The 13,596-nt window shown below is 70.9% G+C and carries 14 protein-coding genes and 1 pseudogene; 8 read left to right on the top strand and 7 right to left on the bottom strand.

What is annotated here, in order from left to right; all coding sequences use genetic code 11:
- The first annotated feature begins 1 nt into the window (after position 1).
- Positions 2 to 658, top strand: a complete 657-nt coding sequence (locus tag IG90_RS0123400; protein ID WP_030587849.1) for a M15 family metallopeptidase — start codon at positions 2 to 4, stop codon at positions 656 to 658.
- Positions 659 to 677: 19 nt separating this feature from the next.
- Complete coding sequence (gene fxlM, locus IG90_RS0123395) at positions 678 to 3,032, top strand: methyltransferase, FxLD system (protein WP_030587846.1); 2,355 nt, start codon at positions 678 to 680, stop codon at positions 3,030 to 3,032.
- 112 nt (positions 3,033 to 3,144) lie between these two features.
- Here fxlM and IG90_RS39665 read toward each other — a convergent pair.
- The 7 genes and pseudogenes from IG90_RS39665 to IG90_RS0123360 all read right to left on the bottom strand — a co-directional run bounded on the left by IG90_RS39665 (position 3,145) and on the right by IG90_RS0123360 (position 11,242).
- A pseudogene (locus IG90_RS39665) lies at positions 3,145 to 4,547 on the bottom strand (multicopper oxidase family protein).
- Positions 4,548 to 4,917: 370 nt separating this feature from the next.
- Positions 4,918 to 5,202, bottom strand: coding sequence for a hypothetical protein (locus IG90_RS44375; protein ID WP_157846343.1), 285 nt, complete (start codon positions 5,200 to 5,202; stop codon positions 4,918 to 4,920).
- A 101-nt stretch (positions 5,203 to 5,303) separates the two neighbouring features.
- Positions 5,304 to 5,462 carry a hypothetical protein gene (locus IG90_RS44370; RefSeq protein WP_157846342.1) on the bottom strand — a complete coding sequence of 53 codons (159 nt, stop codon included), beginning with the start codon at positions 5,460 to 5,462 and terminating at the stop codon, positions 5,304 to 5,306.
- Between the two features lie 37 nt (positions 5,463 to 5,499).
- Complete coding sequence (locus IG90_RS0123375) at positions 5,500 to 6,522, bottom strand: galactose-1-phosphate uridylyltransferase (protein WP_267958698.1); 1,023 nt, start codon at positions 6,520 to 6,522, stop codon at positions 5,500 to 5,502.
- An 11-nt stretch (positions 6,523 to 6,533) separates the two neighbouring features.
- Entirely contained in the window at positions 6,534 to 8,009 is a 1,476-nt protein-coding gene (locus IG90_RS0123370) for a glycosyltransferase (protein WP_051860229.1), read from the bottom strand.
- Positions 8,010 to 8,090: 81 nt separating this feature from the next.
- Positions 8,091 to 8,432, bottom strand: a complete 342-nt coding sequence (locus IG90_RS0123365) for a metal-sensitive transcriptional regulator (protein ID WP_030587834.1) — start codon at positions 8,430 to 8,432, stop codon at positions 8,091 to 8,093.
- Positions 8,429 to 11,242 (bottom strand): heavy metal translocating P-type ATPase, encoded by a 2,814-nt coding sequence (locus tag IG90_RS0123360; RefSeq protein WP_033894583.1) that lies wholly within the window; start codon positions 11,240 to 11,242, stop codon positions 8,429 to 8,431. Before IG90_RS0123360 ends, IG90_RS0123365 begins: the two co-directional genes overlap by 4 nt.
- A 201-nt stretch (positions 11,243 to 11,443) precedes the next feature.
- Between IG90_RS0123360 and IG90_RS0123355 the strand changes: the two genes are divergently transcribed.
- The 6 genes from IG90_RS0123355 to IG90_RS0123330 are packed head-to-tail and all read left to right on the top strand — an operon-like array spanning position 11,444 to position 13,428.
- Positions 11,444 to 11,707: an SHOCT domain-containing protein gene (locus IG90_RS0123355; protein ID WP_030587828.1), complete on the top strand. Its 264-nt coding sequence runs from the start codon at positions 11,444 to 11,446 to the stop codon at positions 11,705 to 11,707.
- Positions 11,708 to 11,732: 25 nt separating this feature from the next.
- Complete coding sequence (locus IG90_RS0123350) at positions 11,733 to 11,969, top strand: DUF2933 domain-containing protein (RefSeq protein ID WP_030587825.1); 237 nt, start codon at positions 11,733 to 11,735, stop codon at positions 11,967 to 11,969.
- A gap of 29 nt (positions 11,970 to 11,998) precedes the next feature.
- Complete coding sequence (locus IG90_RS0123345) at positions 11,999 to 12,262, top strand: hypothetical protein (protein ID WP_030587822.1); 264 nt, start codon at positions 11,999 to 12,001, stop codon at positions 12,260 to 12,262.
- A complete protein-coding gene (locus IG90_RS0123340; RefSeq protein WP_030587819.1) occupies positions 12,255 to 12,980 on the top strand; it encodes a methyltransferase family protein in 726 nt (241 codons plus the stop codon). The genes IG90_RS0123345 and IG90_RS0123340 overlap by 8 nt, the downstream gene beginning before the upstream one ends.
- The gene (locus tag IG90_RS46705) at positions 12,977 to 13,108 is read left to right on the top strand and encodes a hypothetical protein (protein ID WP_267958697.1); all 132 of its coding nucleotides are present in this window, start codon (positions 12,977 to 12,979) and stop codon (positions 13,106 to 13,108) included. Before IG90_RS0123340 ends, IG90_RS46705 begins: the two co-directional genes overlap by 4 nt.
- A gap of 2 nt (positions 13,109 to 13,110) precedes the next feature.
- Positions 13,111 to 13,428, top strand: a complete 318-nt coding sequence (locus IG90_RS0123330; protein WP_030587817.1) for a hypothetical protein — start codon at positions 13,111 to 13,113, stop codon at positions 13,426 to 13,428.
- Positions 13,429 to 13,596: the final 168 nt, after the last annotated feature.

Genomic DNA, 13,596 nt, shown 5'->3' with positions numbered 1-13,596 from the left:
GATGTCCGACCGGAGGATCGCCGCGATCCCCTTCACGGACTGCGGCGAGGAGCTCGTGGACGTGCGGGCGCACGGTCTGAAGGTCGATGCCCGCAAGCAGGACGCGGCCGGGGCCTTCGCCCACGTGCGACAGGGGGTGCTGACCCGGCTGCTGCATGCCCAGTCACTGCTGCCCGCCGGGGTGGAACTGCTCTTTGTCGAGGGGTATCGGCCGCCGGCGTTGCAGCGGCGGTACTTCGAGGAGTACTCCGACGAGCTGGCCCGCACCCATCCGGACTGGCAGGCCGCCACGATCCGGGAGGCCGCCAGCCGCTTCGTGTCGCCTCCGGAGATCGCGCCGCACTCCGCCGGTGCGGCCGTCGACGTGACGCTCGTCGACCACCAGGGCCGCGAGCTGGACATGGGTGTCCGAGTCAATGCGTCGCCGGAGGAGTCGGCGGGCGCCTGCTACACCGACGCCGTCGGTCTCAGCGACCAGGCCCGTACGAACCGGGGCACCCTCAAGGCCGCGCTGTCCGCGGCCGGACTGGTCAACTACCCGACGGAATACTGGCATTGGTCCTACGGCGACCGATATTGGGCATTCACCACTAAACAGCCGTTCGCTCTGTACGGGCCCCTTGTGCTGCCGCGGCAGCACGGCACTACCCGCCGTTGACGTACCAGGAGAGGGATCTGTGGGATACACGCGGACCGAATGGTCCAAGCACTACGCCGATGGGAACGGCTTCCGACAGCTCGGGGACAAGGAGAAGGCCCTGCTCGCCGAGCACGCGCCCGCCCCTGCCGGCGGCCGGGCCCTCGATGCCGGCTGCGGCACCGGCGAGTTGGCGGTGTTCCTGGCCTCGCTCGGCTACACCGTGGACGCCCTGGACTTCGCCGAAGGCGCCCTCGAGCGGGCCCGGGCGGAGCACGCCGCGGTCGAGGGGGTGCGCTGGCTGTGTCTGGACCTTGAACGCGACGACCCGGAGCCGCTGCACGAGGACGGGTACGACCTGGTCACGCTGCGCTTGATGTATCCCTTCCTGGCCAACCGGATGAGTGCCGTGCACGCGCTCGGTGAGCGGCTGCGGCCCGGCGGCGCCCTCGTCGTGATCACCCCAGTGGTCGAGCACACGCCTGAGGAGCGCCGCAGGATCGCTCTCGATGAGGACGAGATCGGTCTGCTCACCGAGGGGTGGGAGACGGTCGAGCGGTTGGAGGCGGACCAGCTCGCCGTCCTGGTCCTGCGCGGCCCCTGCCACACCGGCACCCGGGCGGTGGAGCGGCAGCGACCGCCCACTGGTCTGGCCGTGACGGGCGCCCTCGCGGTCGTCACCGACGAAGCCGGCCGAGTCCTGCTCGGCCGCTCGCACCGGGAAATGTGGGAATTGCCGGGCGGGAAGAGTGACGGATCGGAGTCGTTCGAGGCGGCCGCGGTGCGCGAACTCGCCGAGGAGACTGGGCTCACCGCCGACGCCGAGAACGCGTATGTGGTGACGATGCTCGCCGACGCCGCCAGCGACGTCCCGCGGCTGACGGCAGTCGTCCGCATCACCAACTGGTCCGGCACCCTCGCCAATCCGGAGCCGGACAAGTTCGCCCGCTGGGAGTTCGTCGACCTGCACGCCCTTGCCTGCATCGGTGCAGTGTTCGTCCCCGCCGCCCAGTCTCTGGATGCCGTGTGGCCCGGAGTGATCCCCGACCTGCCGCCCGTGGTCTCCTACCCGCTCGCCGTCGAGCAGCCGACCGTACCGGGTGAGCCGGCCGCGGCGCCCCGGCTGCGCCGCGCGATGGCCAAGCAGGTGATCGACGGCGGCTGGGCCCCGTCCGAGCCGGTCCGTGATGCGCTGCGAACCGTGCCGCGTCACCGCTTCGCCCCGGAGGCGAGCCTCGCAGACGCGTACGACGGCGGCGACCGGGCCGTGATCACCCGGCGCGATGAGACCGGAGCGCCGATCAGCTCGGTGTCCGCGGCGTGGCTCCAGGCCGACATGATCGAGGCTCTGTGCCTGACGCCGGGCGCGGTCGTGTTCGAGGCGGGATCCGGCGGCTACAACGCCGAGTTGATCGCCCAGGTCACCGCGCCTGACGGACTCGTGATCACCGCCGACATCGACCCATGGGTCGTGCGCCGCACCCGCCGTGCCCTTGCTGAGGCCGGCAGCGGCCGCGTCACCGTCGTCGAAGCCGACGCGGCCCTCGGCGCACCCGCCCGCCTCGTGCCCCGCGGCGGCTTCGACGCCAGCGTGGTCACCTACAACTGCTGGGACATCGCCCCGGCCTGGTGGAAGCAGCTGGCCGAGGGCGGACGCCTGGTTCTGCCGCTGGAGATCGGCGGCTACACCCGGGCGATCGCCTTCGAGCGGCGCGGGCCAGTGCTGGAGGCCCGGCACTTCACGTACTGCGGGTTCGTCCGCGACCAGGGGCAGCAGGCCCGCACCATTCCGGTTGTCTCCCTGCTCGACGGCGGGCTGACGCTTCGCTTCGAGCACGGCACCGCCGCTGACACCGACGGCCTGGAGGAGGCGCTGCGTGGGACGCGGCACGAGGTCGCCACCGGTGTGACCATGGGGGCGGGAGCCTACTTCGGCTCCCTGCAGCTGTACGCGGCCACCACGCTGCCCGGCTTCTGCCGACTGGCCGCCCACCGGGACCCGGACCAGGACGTGACCGGCATCGTGAAGGGCCGTGACGTACCCGCAATCGTCGGCGGCGCTTCGCTCGCCTACCTCACCCATGTCCAGATCCAGGACGGCGAGCGCCGCGAGGACAAGAAGTGGGAGTGGGTGGTCCGCGCGTTCGGCGAGCAGGGCCCGCGACTGGCCGAGCAGCTGGCGGTCACGGTCCGGGCCTGGGACCGCCATGTGCGCGCCGACGACAACAGCAAGCACGCTGATCCCGCCTTGACGGTCTACCCGGCCGGGACGCCTGACGATCTGCTGCCCGCCGGGGAGGTCCTGGACAAGGAGCACTGCCGCCTGGTGTTCCGGTGGCCGGGGCGTGACGCGCTGCTCCCCCGCCCCGTTGAGCGCTGCGACGGACGCCTCTAGTTGACACATAACAGCGACAACTGTCACCAAGATTGCCGACGCCGTTCAGCGGCCGATCTGGGTTCACTGGCGGCAGGTGGCAGGCGATCGACGCGTGCCACCTGCCGTGGCGTCACGTCTGGTATGCGACGTTGGTCATCATTCCGGCTTCGCCGTGATAGGCGTTGTGGCAGTGCAGCATCCACTGGCCGGGGTTGTCGGCGTCGAAGAAGACGGACAGCTTCTTCTTCGGCAGGACGATCGCGGTGTCCTTGCGCGGACCGGAGTCGCCGAGCTGGTAGAGGTGTGGCCGTGCAGGTGCATTGGGTGCCACATGGTGGTCTCGTTGATGAAGTCCAGCCGCACCCGCTGGCCCTCCTCGACCAGGATCGGGTTGGCCTCCGGGTGGGCCATGTCGAAGGGCTTGCCGTTGATGGCCCAGTTGTAGTGCATCATGCCGCCGGTGAGCTTGATCTCGTGCGTGACGTCGGTCCTGGCGGACGTCAGGCGCACGTCGTCGGCCGCGCGGAGCCGGGAGGCGGTCAGGATCAGGCCGTCGAGTTCCTTCGGCCGTACGGACGCCGACGGTGCGCGGCCGGATCCCGTACGGACCAGAGCCAGGCCGCCGGTGTTCTTGCCCTCGGCCGCGGCGACCAGGGGGAAGACGCCGTCGCCGAGGGTGACCAGGACGTCGTAGCGTTCGCCCATACCGATGATCAGGGCGTCCACCTGCTGGTGCTGGACCGGGAAGCCGTCGGTGTGGGTGATGGTCAGCCGGTGGCCACCGAGCGCGACCCGGTAGGCGGTGTCGGAACCGGCGTTGATGATCCGCAGCCGCGCCTTGCGGCCGGGCTTGCCGGTGTAGACGTCCGGGTCGGTCGGAACACGGCCGTTGACCAGGTGGTACGGGTACTTCACATCACCGGCATCGCCGCCGAGCAGGTCGCTTGCGGCGCCCATGAGCATGAACCTCGACGACATACCGCCCGAGGAGTCGGAGGCGGACGGGGATGCGTCGTCACTCGTGTTCCCCATGCCGTGCATGTCGTGGCCCTCCATGCCCGAGCCGGAGGCCCCGCCCATGTCCATGCCGCCCATGCCCTGCCTGAGCTCGGCGAAGACCTCCTCGGGCGTGCCGGCGACGCCGTCGACCCAGTCGTCGAGGACGACCACCCATTCGTCGTCGTACGCCAGCGGTTCGCGCGGGTCCTCGACGATCAGCGGGGCGTACAGGCCGCGGTCGAGCTGGGTGCCGACGTGCGGGTGGAAGAAGTACGTGCCGGGGGCGTCGGCGATGAACCGGTACGTGAAGTTCGCGCCGGCCCGCACCGGGGTCTGGGTGGCGGGCGGCACGCCGTCCATGTCGTTGCGCAGCGTGATGCCGTGCCAGTGGATGGAGGTGGTGGTCTTGCCGGGCAGTTGGTTGGACAGCTCGGCGGCCAGGGTGTCCCCGGCGGAGAGCCGGATCTCCTTGCCCGGGGTCCGGCCGTCGAAGGCCCAGGTCTTGGCCCGGATGCCGCCGCCGAGGTCGAGCATGGCGGGTGCCGCGGTGAGGGTGGTTTTGTGCTCCTGGCCGGTGCGGGCCCGCTTCTTCTCCGCGCGGGCGACCTGGGAGCCGGACGGACTGACCAAGGGGGTTGTGGCGGAGTTGCCGCAGGCGGCGAGCGTGGCCGCGCCGGCGGCGCCGAGTCCGGCAAGCAGGACGGAGCGTCGGTCGATGCTGTTCACGATGTGAGTCCTCTTGTTCGAGCTGCATGTGGGGTCGCTGGCTTAACGGCACACGGGTGCCGTGGGCGCGGCCTAGATGCGCAGCTGGGAGAGGACCGACAGGTCGGGCGGGGCGCAGCCGATCGCTGCGGCGAACACCGGCCGGGCGTGGCCACGGTCCGGGTCTGCCGACAGCGCGTCATATGCCTGCGACGGTGCAGGAACCTTGGCCGCCTCTGCGCTCGCGGTCGCGCAGTGCTGCATGCCCAGGCCGGCGCAGGCGCCGAACGGAGAGCTGTGCGCGGACGGACTCGCACCGAGCACATCCGTGCATGGCGTGCCCGGCATGCGTGGCGGAGGGCACGGAGGTGACGGCGATCGCGGCGGTCTCATGGTGGACGAGGACGGCCAGGGCAGCGCACAGGACGATGACGGCGCCGCGCGCCCAGCGCAGGGCACCCGCGAGGGCCTTGTATGTTGCCATCGCCTCCACCCGCGCCTTGCTCTCCGAGCCCCGTGGGTGGGAACTCGCCGCCCGCCCAATATACCCCTGCGGGGTTTCTTGACTCTTGGTCGCGGAGGCGGTCACAGACGCCCCGAGCGGCGCACGGCGAGGGCGAGGTCATCGACCTTGGTCTCGCCCTTGGCCGGGTCCACCCGGACGGCACCGTGGGCAGAGTGCTGTACGTGGTCATCGCATCCGAGCGCGACTTCCGGGAGGGCCTGGAGGACGGCGCCGATCACCGCCGTGGCGGGCCGGCCCGTTTGTCAGAGGCGCGAGTCAGATGTGCGGGCCCAGCGGGGGTGTCCCGCGCAGCTCGGCGGCGGCTCGTTCAGGTGGGACGGGGTTGACGGCCATGCCACTGCCGAGTTCGAAGCCGGCGGTTGCGGCCAGGCGAGGGACCAATTGGAGGTGCCAGGCGAAGTAGGCGGTGGCCTCTTCGCCGTTGGGCGCGCTGATGAGCGCGTAGTTGTACGGGACGTCGCCGAGTAGGTGGCGCAGAGCGTCGAGCAGTCGGCGCAGCATCGCGGCGGTCTCGGTGAGCACCTCGTCGCCCGCGTCGGCGAACGACGCTTGGTGGTGGCGGGGCACGATCCACGTCTCGTAGGCGGCTCGGGCGGCGTACGGGGAGAAGGCGGCGACGTGGTCGCCGATGGCGACGGTCCGCCGGCCGTCGGCGAGTTCGGCGGCGGTGACGTCGGTGTACAGGCAGCGGCCGTAGTCGTCGTAGTAGGTGCGGGCGACATCGAAGAGCAGGCGCTGACGCAGCGGCACAATGGGGGTGGCCACGATCTGGGAGTGCGGATGGGCCAGGGAGGTGCCGGCCGCCGGGCCATGGTTACGGAAGGGCAGGACCAGCCCGGGGCCGCGTTCGCGCAGGACGAGGGAGCGGGCGCGGTAGGCGCACAGGACATCGGCGACAGCGGTGTCTTCCCCGTCGGGCAGGTCCCAGTCGTGACGGGGGGATTCGATGACCACCTCGTGGCTGCCGATGCCGGCGGCGGAGATGAACAATCCGGCGGTGCGGTGGCGGGCGGGGCCGTGTCCGAGGGTGAGGACGGGGTAGCGGTTGGGGACCACGCGCACCGCCCAGGCACCTGGCGGATGGTCTGGATAGGCGGGCCGGCGCCACAGTTCCCCGGGGGTTTCCTGCTCGTGTCCGGGGCAGAAGGGGCAGTGTGGATCGGTGGCAGGCGCGGGCGGGGCCGCGGCCGGGGTGTGCTGGGGCCGGTGAGCCCGTTCGGGGGCGATGACCACCCAGTCTCGGGTGAAGGGGTCGCGGCGGAGTTCCGACATGGCCATCCTGTCCGTTCTTACGGTGCGGGTCGGCCTACGGGCGGGCTGGTGCGTGTGGCGCGGTGAACGGCACGCAGGAACAGCCCGGGATTGGCAGTGAACTGGCGGGCACATGAAGCGGAGCAGAAGAGGAAGGTCGTCTCGTCGTGCCGGATCCGGTGCTCGCTGGTGGGGGCGACCCGCATGCCGCACACGGGGTCGCGTTCCTCGTTGCCGGTGCCCGCCATGGTGGCCAGGGCAGTCGGCGCGGCGGGCTGCTGGCCCAGGAGGCTGGTGATCAGCCGCAGTTCGTCGCCGATCAGCCGGGGCAGCAGGAAGCGACCGCGTACCAGATCCGTGCCGGCGGCGGCGAGGCGGCGGGCTGCGGGAGGGTCTGCGAGGACGCGGAGCACCGCGTCGGCGCACTGCTCGACGGAGTCGACGAGGTGGCCTCCGGCGCCGTCGGCCAGTTGCAGGGGGATGCCGCCGGCCCGGCCGGCGACCACTGGGGTGCCTTTCCAGGTGGCCTCGGAGACCACGAGACCGAAGCCCTCCCTCAGCGATTTCTGGATGACCACGTCGGCGTGCCGCTGGAAGGCGTTGACCTCGATGTTGCCGACCCCCGTGAGGTTGGTGAACAGGGAGATGTCCGGATCACCGGCCGCCGCGGCGGTGATCTGCTGGTAGACCTGCCAGCCCTCCGGGTCATCCAGGGCCATGGAGCCGACCAGGGCCAGTTGGACGGCCGGAGCGTGGGCTTTGACGGCGCGGTAGGCCGCGATGACTCCGAGGGGGTCCTTCCACGGGTCGAAGCGGGACACCTGGACCAGCAGCGGACGGGTGGTGTCCACGCCGATCCAGTCCAGCACGCTGGTTGCGAGGGCGTCGTCGATGGGCATGTTCTTGGGGCTCAGCGGGTCGATCGCGGGAGGGATGATCTCCACGCGTTCCACTGGTACGTCCGGCGGGACGAAGGCGCCGAGGGTGAAGACGGCGGCGTCGAAGTCGGCGAGCAGGGGCCGCATCCGCGCCCACACGCCGGGGTTGGGCTGTGAGCTGTCGATGTGGCAGCGCCACACCCAGGTTGCTTGGCCCCGGCCGTGCAGGTGTGGGAGTGCGAGGGGCTGCGGGTCGTGTACGACCACGACGTCGTAGGACTCCTCCAGCTGGGCCGCCACCTGCGCGGAGGCTGCTTGATATGTCTCCCACTGCTGGTCGCTGATGCCGTGCGGGTCGCCCTGCAGGCCGTTGTGGATGGCCTTGGTCACCTCGAAGAAGTCCTGCTCGGCGCTGATGGTCTTCCAGGTGGCGACCACTCCGAGGTCGCGCAGCAGCGGCACCTCGGAGCGCAGGATCTCCGCCACACCACCGCCATAGCCGGTCGCGTTCACGTGCAGCACCCGCACCCCGTCCAGCGGCGCGGCCAGCGCCCTCAGCTCCTCCACTGCCTCGCCTCCCACACACGGGCAGTAGGCGTCCAGACTCCGGCGCCCGACATCGACACTCTGCAGCATCTTGCGCTCCCTTCCTGGGTTGGGGCGGTGTCCGTAGCGGGACGGCTGGGCAGCACTGCCTCAGGCCTGCGACCTGTCGGTCTACAGCCGTAGCGTGCGGCGCAGAGCGACGGTGAGTTCATCGAACTTCTCCTCGCCCGCTGCCGGATTCGAGCGTGCGGCGTCGGTCACGCAGTGCCGCACGTGGTCGTCGAGCAGGCCGAGCGCGACTTCTTGCAGGGCTCGGGTGACGGCGCTGATCTGGGTGAGGATGTCGATGCAGTACCTGTCGTCGTCGACCATGCGGGTGATCCCGCGGACCTGGCCCTCGACCTTGTGCAGGCGGGCGAGGTGGTCGCCCTTGTGGTCGGCGTATCCGTGCCGTGCTGCGCCCGGTGCCGGTGCCGGTTCTGAAGCGTTTGCGTGGTCGGGGATGGTGGTCATCTGCTCTCGCCTCGTTCGTGTGCCCCTTCCGCCGCCGTCGCGCGATAGCGGTCCGGGTCGGCGTCGAAAGCTGCCGCGCAGTGCGCGGAGCAGAAGAAGTAGCTGCCGCTGTCGGCGTCCCGCCGTTCGGCGGCGGTCGCCGGGTCCAGGTGCATGCCGCACACCGGGTCCACCGCCATCGCCTCGGTGTGCTGCTGGTGTTCCTTCCCGGCCCCGGGCCGGCCGTGGGGCGGTCCGCCACTATCCGTGGTGGCCTCGGTGCCGGCCTGGTCGGCAGCCGCTTCGACCCGGGGCTCGACGGGCTCCACCGTGGCGGGCGGCAGCGGCGTCGTATGCCAGCGGCGCAGGCGGGATGCGTTGGTGACCACCGACAGGGAGGACAGGGCCATGGCGGCGGCGGCGATGATCGGGCTGAGGCGGATGCCCCACACCGGGTAGAGGGCTCCCGCGGCGAGGGGGACGCCGACGGCGTTGTAGACGAGGGCGAAGAACAGGTTCTGCCGGATGTTGCGCATGGTGGCGCGCGAGAGGCGGATGGCGGTGACCACTCCGGTCAGGGAGCCGGAGATGAGGGTGATGTCGGCTGCCTCGATCGCGACGTCGGTGCCGGTGCCGATCGCGAGTCCCACGTCGGCGGCGGCGAGAGCGGGGGCATCGTTGATGCCGTCGCCGACCATACCGACCGTGCGGCCCTCTCCCTGTAGGCGTCGGATCTCGTCCGCCTTGTGCTCGGGCAGCACCTCCGCCAGCACGCGGGTGACGCCGACCTGGGCGGCGATGGCAGCGGCGGTACGGGCGTTGTCGCCGGTGAGCATGACCACCTCGACGCCGAGGCGCTGCAGGGCGGCGATGGCCTGCGCGGAGTCGTCCTTGACGGTGTCGGCGACGGCCAGGATGCCGGCGGGCCGCCCGTCGACGGCAGCGAGGACCGGCGTCTTGCCCTGGGCCGAGAAGTCCGCCGCGACGGGGGCCAGAGTGGAGGTGTCGATGCCGCTGTCGCGCAGCAGCCGGGCGGTGCCGACCAGGACGGTGTGGCCGTCGACGGTGGCCCGTACGCCCTTCCCGGTGACCGAGTCGAAGCCGGCCGCCGCGGGCCAGGACAGGCCGCGCTCCCGGGCGCCGGCGGTGACGGCCTGGGCGAGCGGATGCTCGCTGTCCGCCTCGGCAGCCGCGACCAGGGCCAGCAGCTCGTCGTCCGCGAATCCGTCGGCGGTGTGGACGTCGGTGAGGACGGGCTTGCCCGCGGTGACGGTGCCCGTCTTGTCCAGGACGACGGTGTCGAGCTCGTGCGCGGTTTCCAGGGCTTCGGCGGAACGGATCAAAATGCCCGCCTGGGCGCCCTTGCCCGTACCGACCATGACCGACAGCGGGGTGGCAAGGCCCAGCGCGCACGGGCAGGCGATGATCAGCACCGCGACCGCGGAAACCAGGGCGAGTGTCAGGGCCGGGGCCGGTCCGACGGTGAACCACAGGGCGAAGGTGACGATGGCGATGGCGATGACGGCGGGCACGAAATAGGCGGAGACCGCGTCGGCGAGCCGCTGGATGGGGGCCTTGGACGCCTGGGCCTGCTGCACCAGGCGGATGATCTGCGCGAGCATCGTGTCGGCGCCGACCTTGCTCGCGCGTACCCGCAAGGAGCCGGTGCCGTTGACCGTGGCACCGATCACCGTGTCCCCGGCGCGTTTGGTGACCGGCATCGGCTCGCCGGTGACCATCGACTCGTCCACCGCCGAGGAACCCGACAGCACCTCGGAGTCGACCGGCACCTTCTCCCCAGGCCGGATCACCACCTCGTCGCCGACCGCCACGTCCTCGACCGGGATCTCGGTCTCGGTGCCGTCGCGGATCACCCGGGCCGTGCGGGCCTGCAGGCCCAGCAGTGCGCGGATCGCTTCGCCGGTGCCGGCCTTGGCGCGTGCCTCCAGCAGCCTGCCGAGCAGGATCAGGGTGAGGATCACCCCGACCGCCTCGAAGTACACCTCGCGCACATCCTCGGGCAGCAGACCAGGGGCGAGCGTGACGATCAGGCTGTATCCGTACGCGGCGGTGGTGCCCAGCGTGATGAGGGAGTTCATGTCCGCGCCGCGGTGGCGCAAGATGAGCCAGCCGGTCGAGTGGATGGGCCAGCCGGTATAGAGCATCACCGGGGTGATCAGGGCCAGTTGGAGCCAGTGGTTCAGCATCCAGCCGGGAACCCAGTCGGCGCCGAAGAGCTCATGGGCCATGACGGCGAAGAGCACTGGGGCGGTGAGCACGGCGCCTACGGCGACCCGGCGCGTCAGGTCTGTGATCTCCGCGCGCCGCTCGGCGGCCTCGGCCGCTTCCGCGTCGGCCCCGGTCTCCCCGCCGCCCGTACGTTCCGCTTCGGTGGCGGCGGCAGCCGTTTCCCTGCCGTCTCCGTCCGGAGTGACTTCCGTGGCGCCGGAACCGTCCGCCGGTTCGACCAGCAGCGTGCCGTGGATCATGTTCATTCCGCAGGCGAACCCGAACGATCCGGCCTGATCCGGGCTGACGCGCACGGCGGTGCGGGTGAAGGCTGGCAGCCCGGCGCTGACCCTGAGGTCGGGGAAGACGACCCGGTTGGTGCACTCGCCGGACTCCTGCCGGTCGAAGACCAGCTCTACCGGAATCCCCTGGCGGACCCGGATCAGATCGGGGCTGTAGCCGCCCCGCACCGTCACATCGACCCGCTGCACCCCTCCCTCCAGATGCGCGGCACGGGCCCGGCGCGGGCCGAAGAAGAACCACCCCAGGCCGGCGATCAGCAAGGCGGCCAAGACCACCACAACGATATCGGCAACACCCATGGCAATGGCCTCCCTGCGTGTTCACTCCCTCCAGCCTCGTCCCTCGCTACCCCAACCAGGTAGGGGCTGAACGGTCCCGATACAGGGGACCGGTCGGCCCTGTGCACGCGGTGCGGCGGGAGTGACCGTGAAAGGAACAGATACCGGCCGGACGGCGGGCTCCACGCCCGCAGCCCCCCGAATCCGGGGAAGTGAATCGCGATGATGTTCTGGTTCGACCGCGACATGAGCGGCTGGGGCTGGTTCGCCATGTCGGCCAGCATGATCCTTTTCTGGGCGCTGATCATCACCGCCGCTATCCTACTCTTCCGCGCCCTGAACCGCACCCCCGAACACACCCACGTCTCCGCCGGGCCCTCGCCCGAGCAGCTGCTCGCCGAACGCTTCTCCCGCGGCGACATCGACGAAGAGGACTACCAGCGGCGCCTGGCCGCCCTGCGCTCCTCCGGCCCCGCCAAACCCTGACGCCCCCCAAGGAGGAGGACCGGCCATGAACAACAACAGGAACTACGGCCTGTACGCGGTCGCGATCGCGATCGCCCTGGTCGGCGCGCTGGCGCTCGGTGTGCCCGTGGGCACCCTCGCCATCCTTCTCATCGTGCTCGCCTGCCCGCTGATGATGTTCTTCATGATGCGCGGCGGGCACGGCGGAGACGACATGCACGGACATAGTCACGACGACGCGCCCAAGGACCGCGACCCGCACGACCACAAGCCCTTCCGCTGAAACTACCGGCGAGGCCACGGTCCATGGCAATGCAAGCCTTGATCGCAATCTTGATCGGCGCCCTGATCCTCGCGGCCCTGGCCTACGACATCGGCCGCCTGGTCACACCCCGCGAGAGCCGGTGCCCTCCGTTGGCGCGGCTGAGGGGCCGCCGTGCCGCCCTGGAGGCCGCCGAACGCTGGTGTGCGGGCCTGCGGACGCACGAGCGGATCGACGCGGCCACGTACCAGCGGCGCATGAGCGGCCTGGCCCGCGGACAGCGGACACTGCCCCGAGGAGGACGTGATGGCTGACGCCGCATACGGCCTGTGGCCGCTGGTGGTGCTCAACACGGCACTGTTCATCGTCTTCGCCGCCAGCTTCTTCCACCCTAAAACCAAGCGGGACTGGCGGGCGATGAGCGCCTACAGCGCATTCCTGGTGGCGCTGTTCACCGAGATGTACGGCACCCCGCTCACCGTCTACCTGCTGGGCAGCTGGCTCGGCAACCAGTTCCCGCTCCTGAAGGACACCCACGCTGGCGGTCACCTGTGGAACGACCTGACGGGCTGGAGCGGCGACCCCCACCTAAGCCCCTTCCACCTGGCCAGCTACGCCGCCATCGGCGTCGGCTTCTGGCTCATCGCCGCCGCCTGGAAGATCCTGCACGACGCCGCTCAGCACGACAGGCTCGCCACTACCGGCCTCTACGCCTGGGTGCGCCACCCGCAGTACGACGGCTTCCTGCTCATCATGATCGGATTCCTGCTGCAGTGGCCCACCCTCCCCACTTTGATCATGTTCCCGGTCCTGGTGTACGTGTACGGCCGCCTGGCCCGCAGCGAGGAACGTGAGGTCGCCACCCGCTTCGGTGAGCAGTGGACCGCCTACGCCGCCCGTACTCCCCGCTTCTGGCCACGTCGGCCCCGCCGCGGTAGCCCCACGTCGCCGGGCAAGGCCACCCCGGCCGGACACGAGCCGGGCCCGCAGCCAGAGGCGTCCCGCCGCTCCGCCACCGGGAGGAGCCGATGACCGCGCTCCCCGTCGTTGTCCAGGCGGCGATCGTGGCCGGCGTGCTCGCCGGGATCATGCTGGTGCTCGTCGTGCTAGCCCGCACGGAGCGCCACCGCCGGCCCCGCGGCCCGGGCAGGAGGCGATAGACATGGCTGCCCCCCTTGCCCTGGTCTGGCTCCTGATCACCGTCCAGGCTCTGACCGTCGCGGCGTGCGCGATGCTTCTCGCCCGGCGCCACCGGACAGACGCCTCGGGCCTGGCCCGCACTCTCCACCGCGCCGCCCCCGCCCTCCTGGCCGCCGGTGCGCTGCCCGTTCCCGCCCTGCTCGTCGCCGACGCGCCCGCCGTGGCCTGGGGACTGTGGGGGGCCGGCACCATTGCCGCCGCCCTGGCCTATGCCGTCGGTGACACCTTGCGCGACATTCCCAGCCCGCAGGCGGCGACCCACGCCGGGAGCGGGCCATGACCCAGCCACAAACCGCACGGAACACGATCAGGCTGCCAGGAGGGGAAAGCACCCGGACAATGGAGGAGACGCGTTCCGGACTGCGGACCGGCGGCGGGCCGACGGCGCGGATGCCGGGTATGTCTCGCCCGATCGCTCCGGCGCGACTCCGCTATTGAGAGGAAGGCG

This window comes from Streptomyces anulatus (assembly GCF_000721175.1).
GTDB classification, from domain to species: Bacteria; Actinomycetota; Actinomycetes; order Streptomycetales; family Streptomycetaceae; genus Streptomyces; species Streptomyces anulatus_C.
This window is presented reverse-complemented; position numbering and strand designations above follow the sequence as displayed.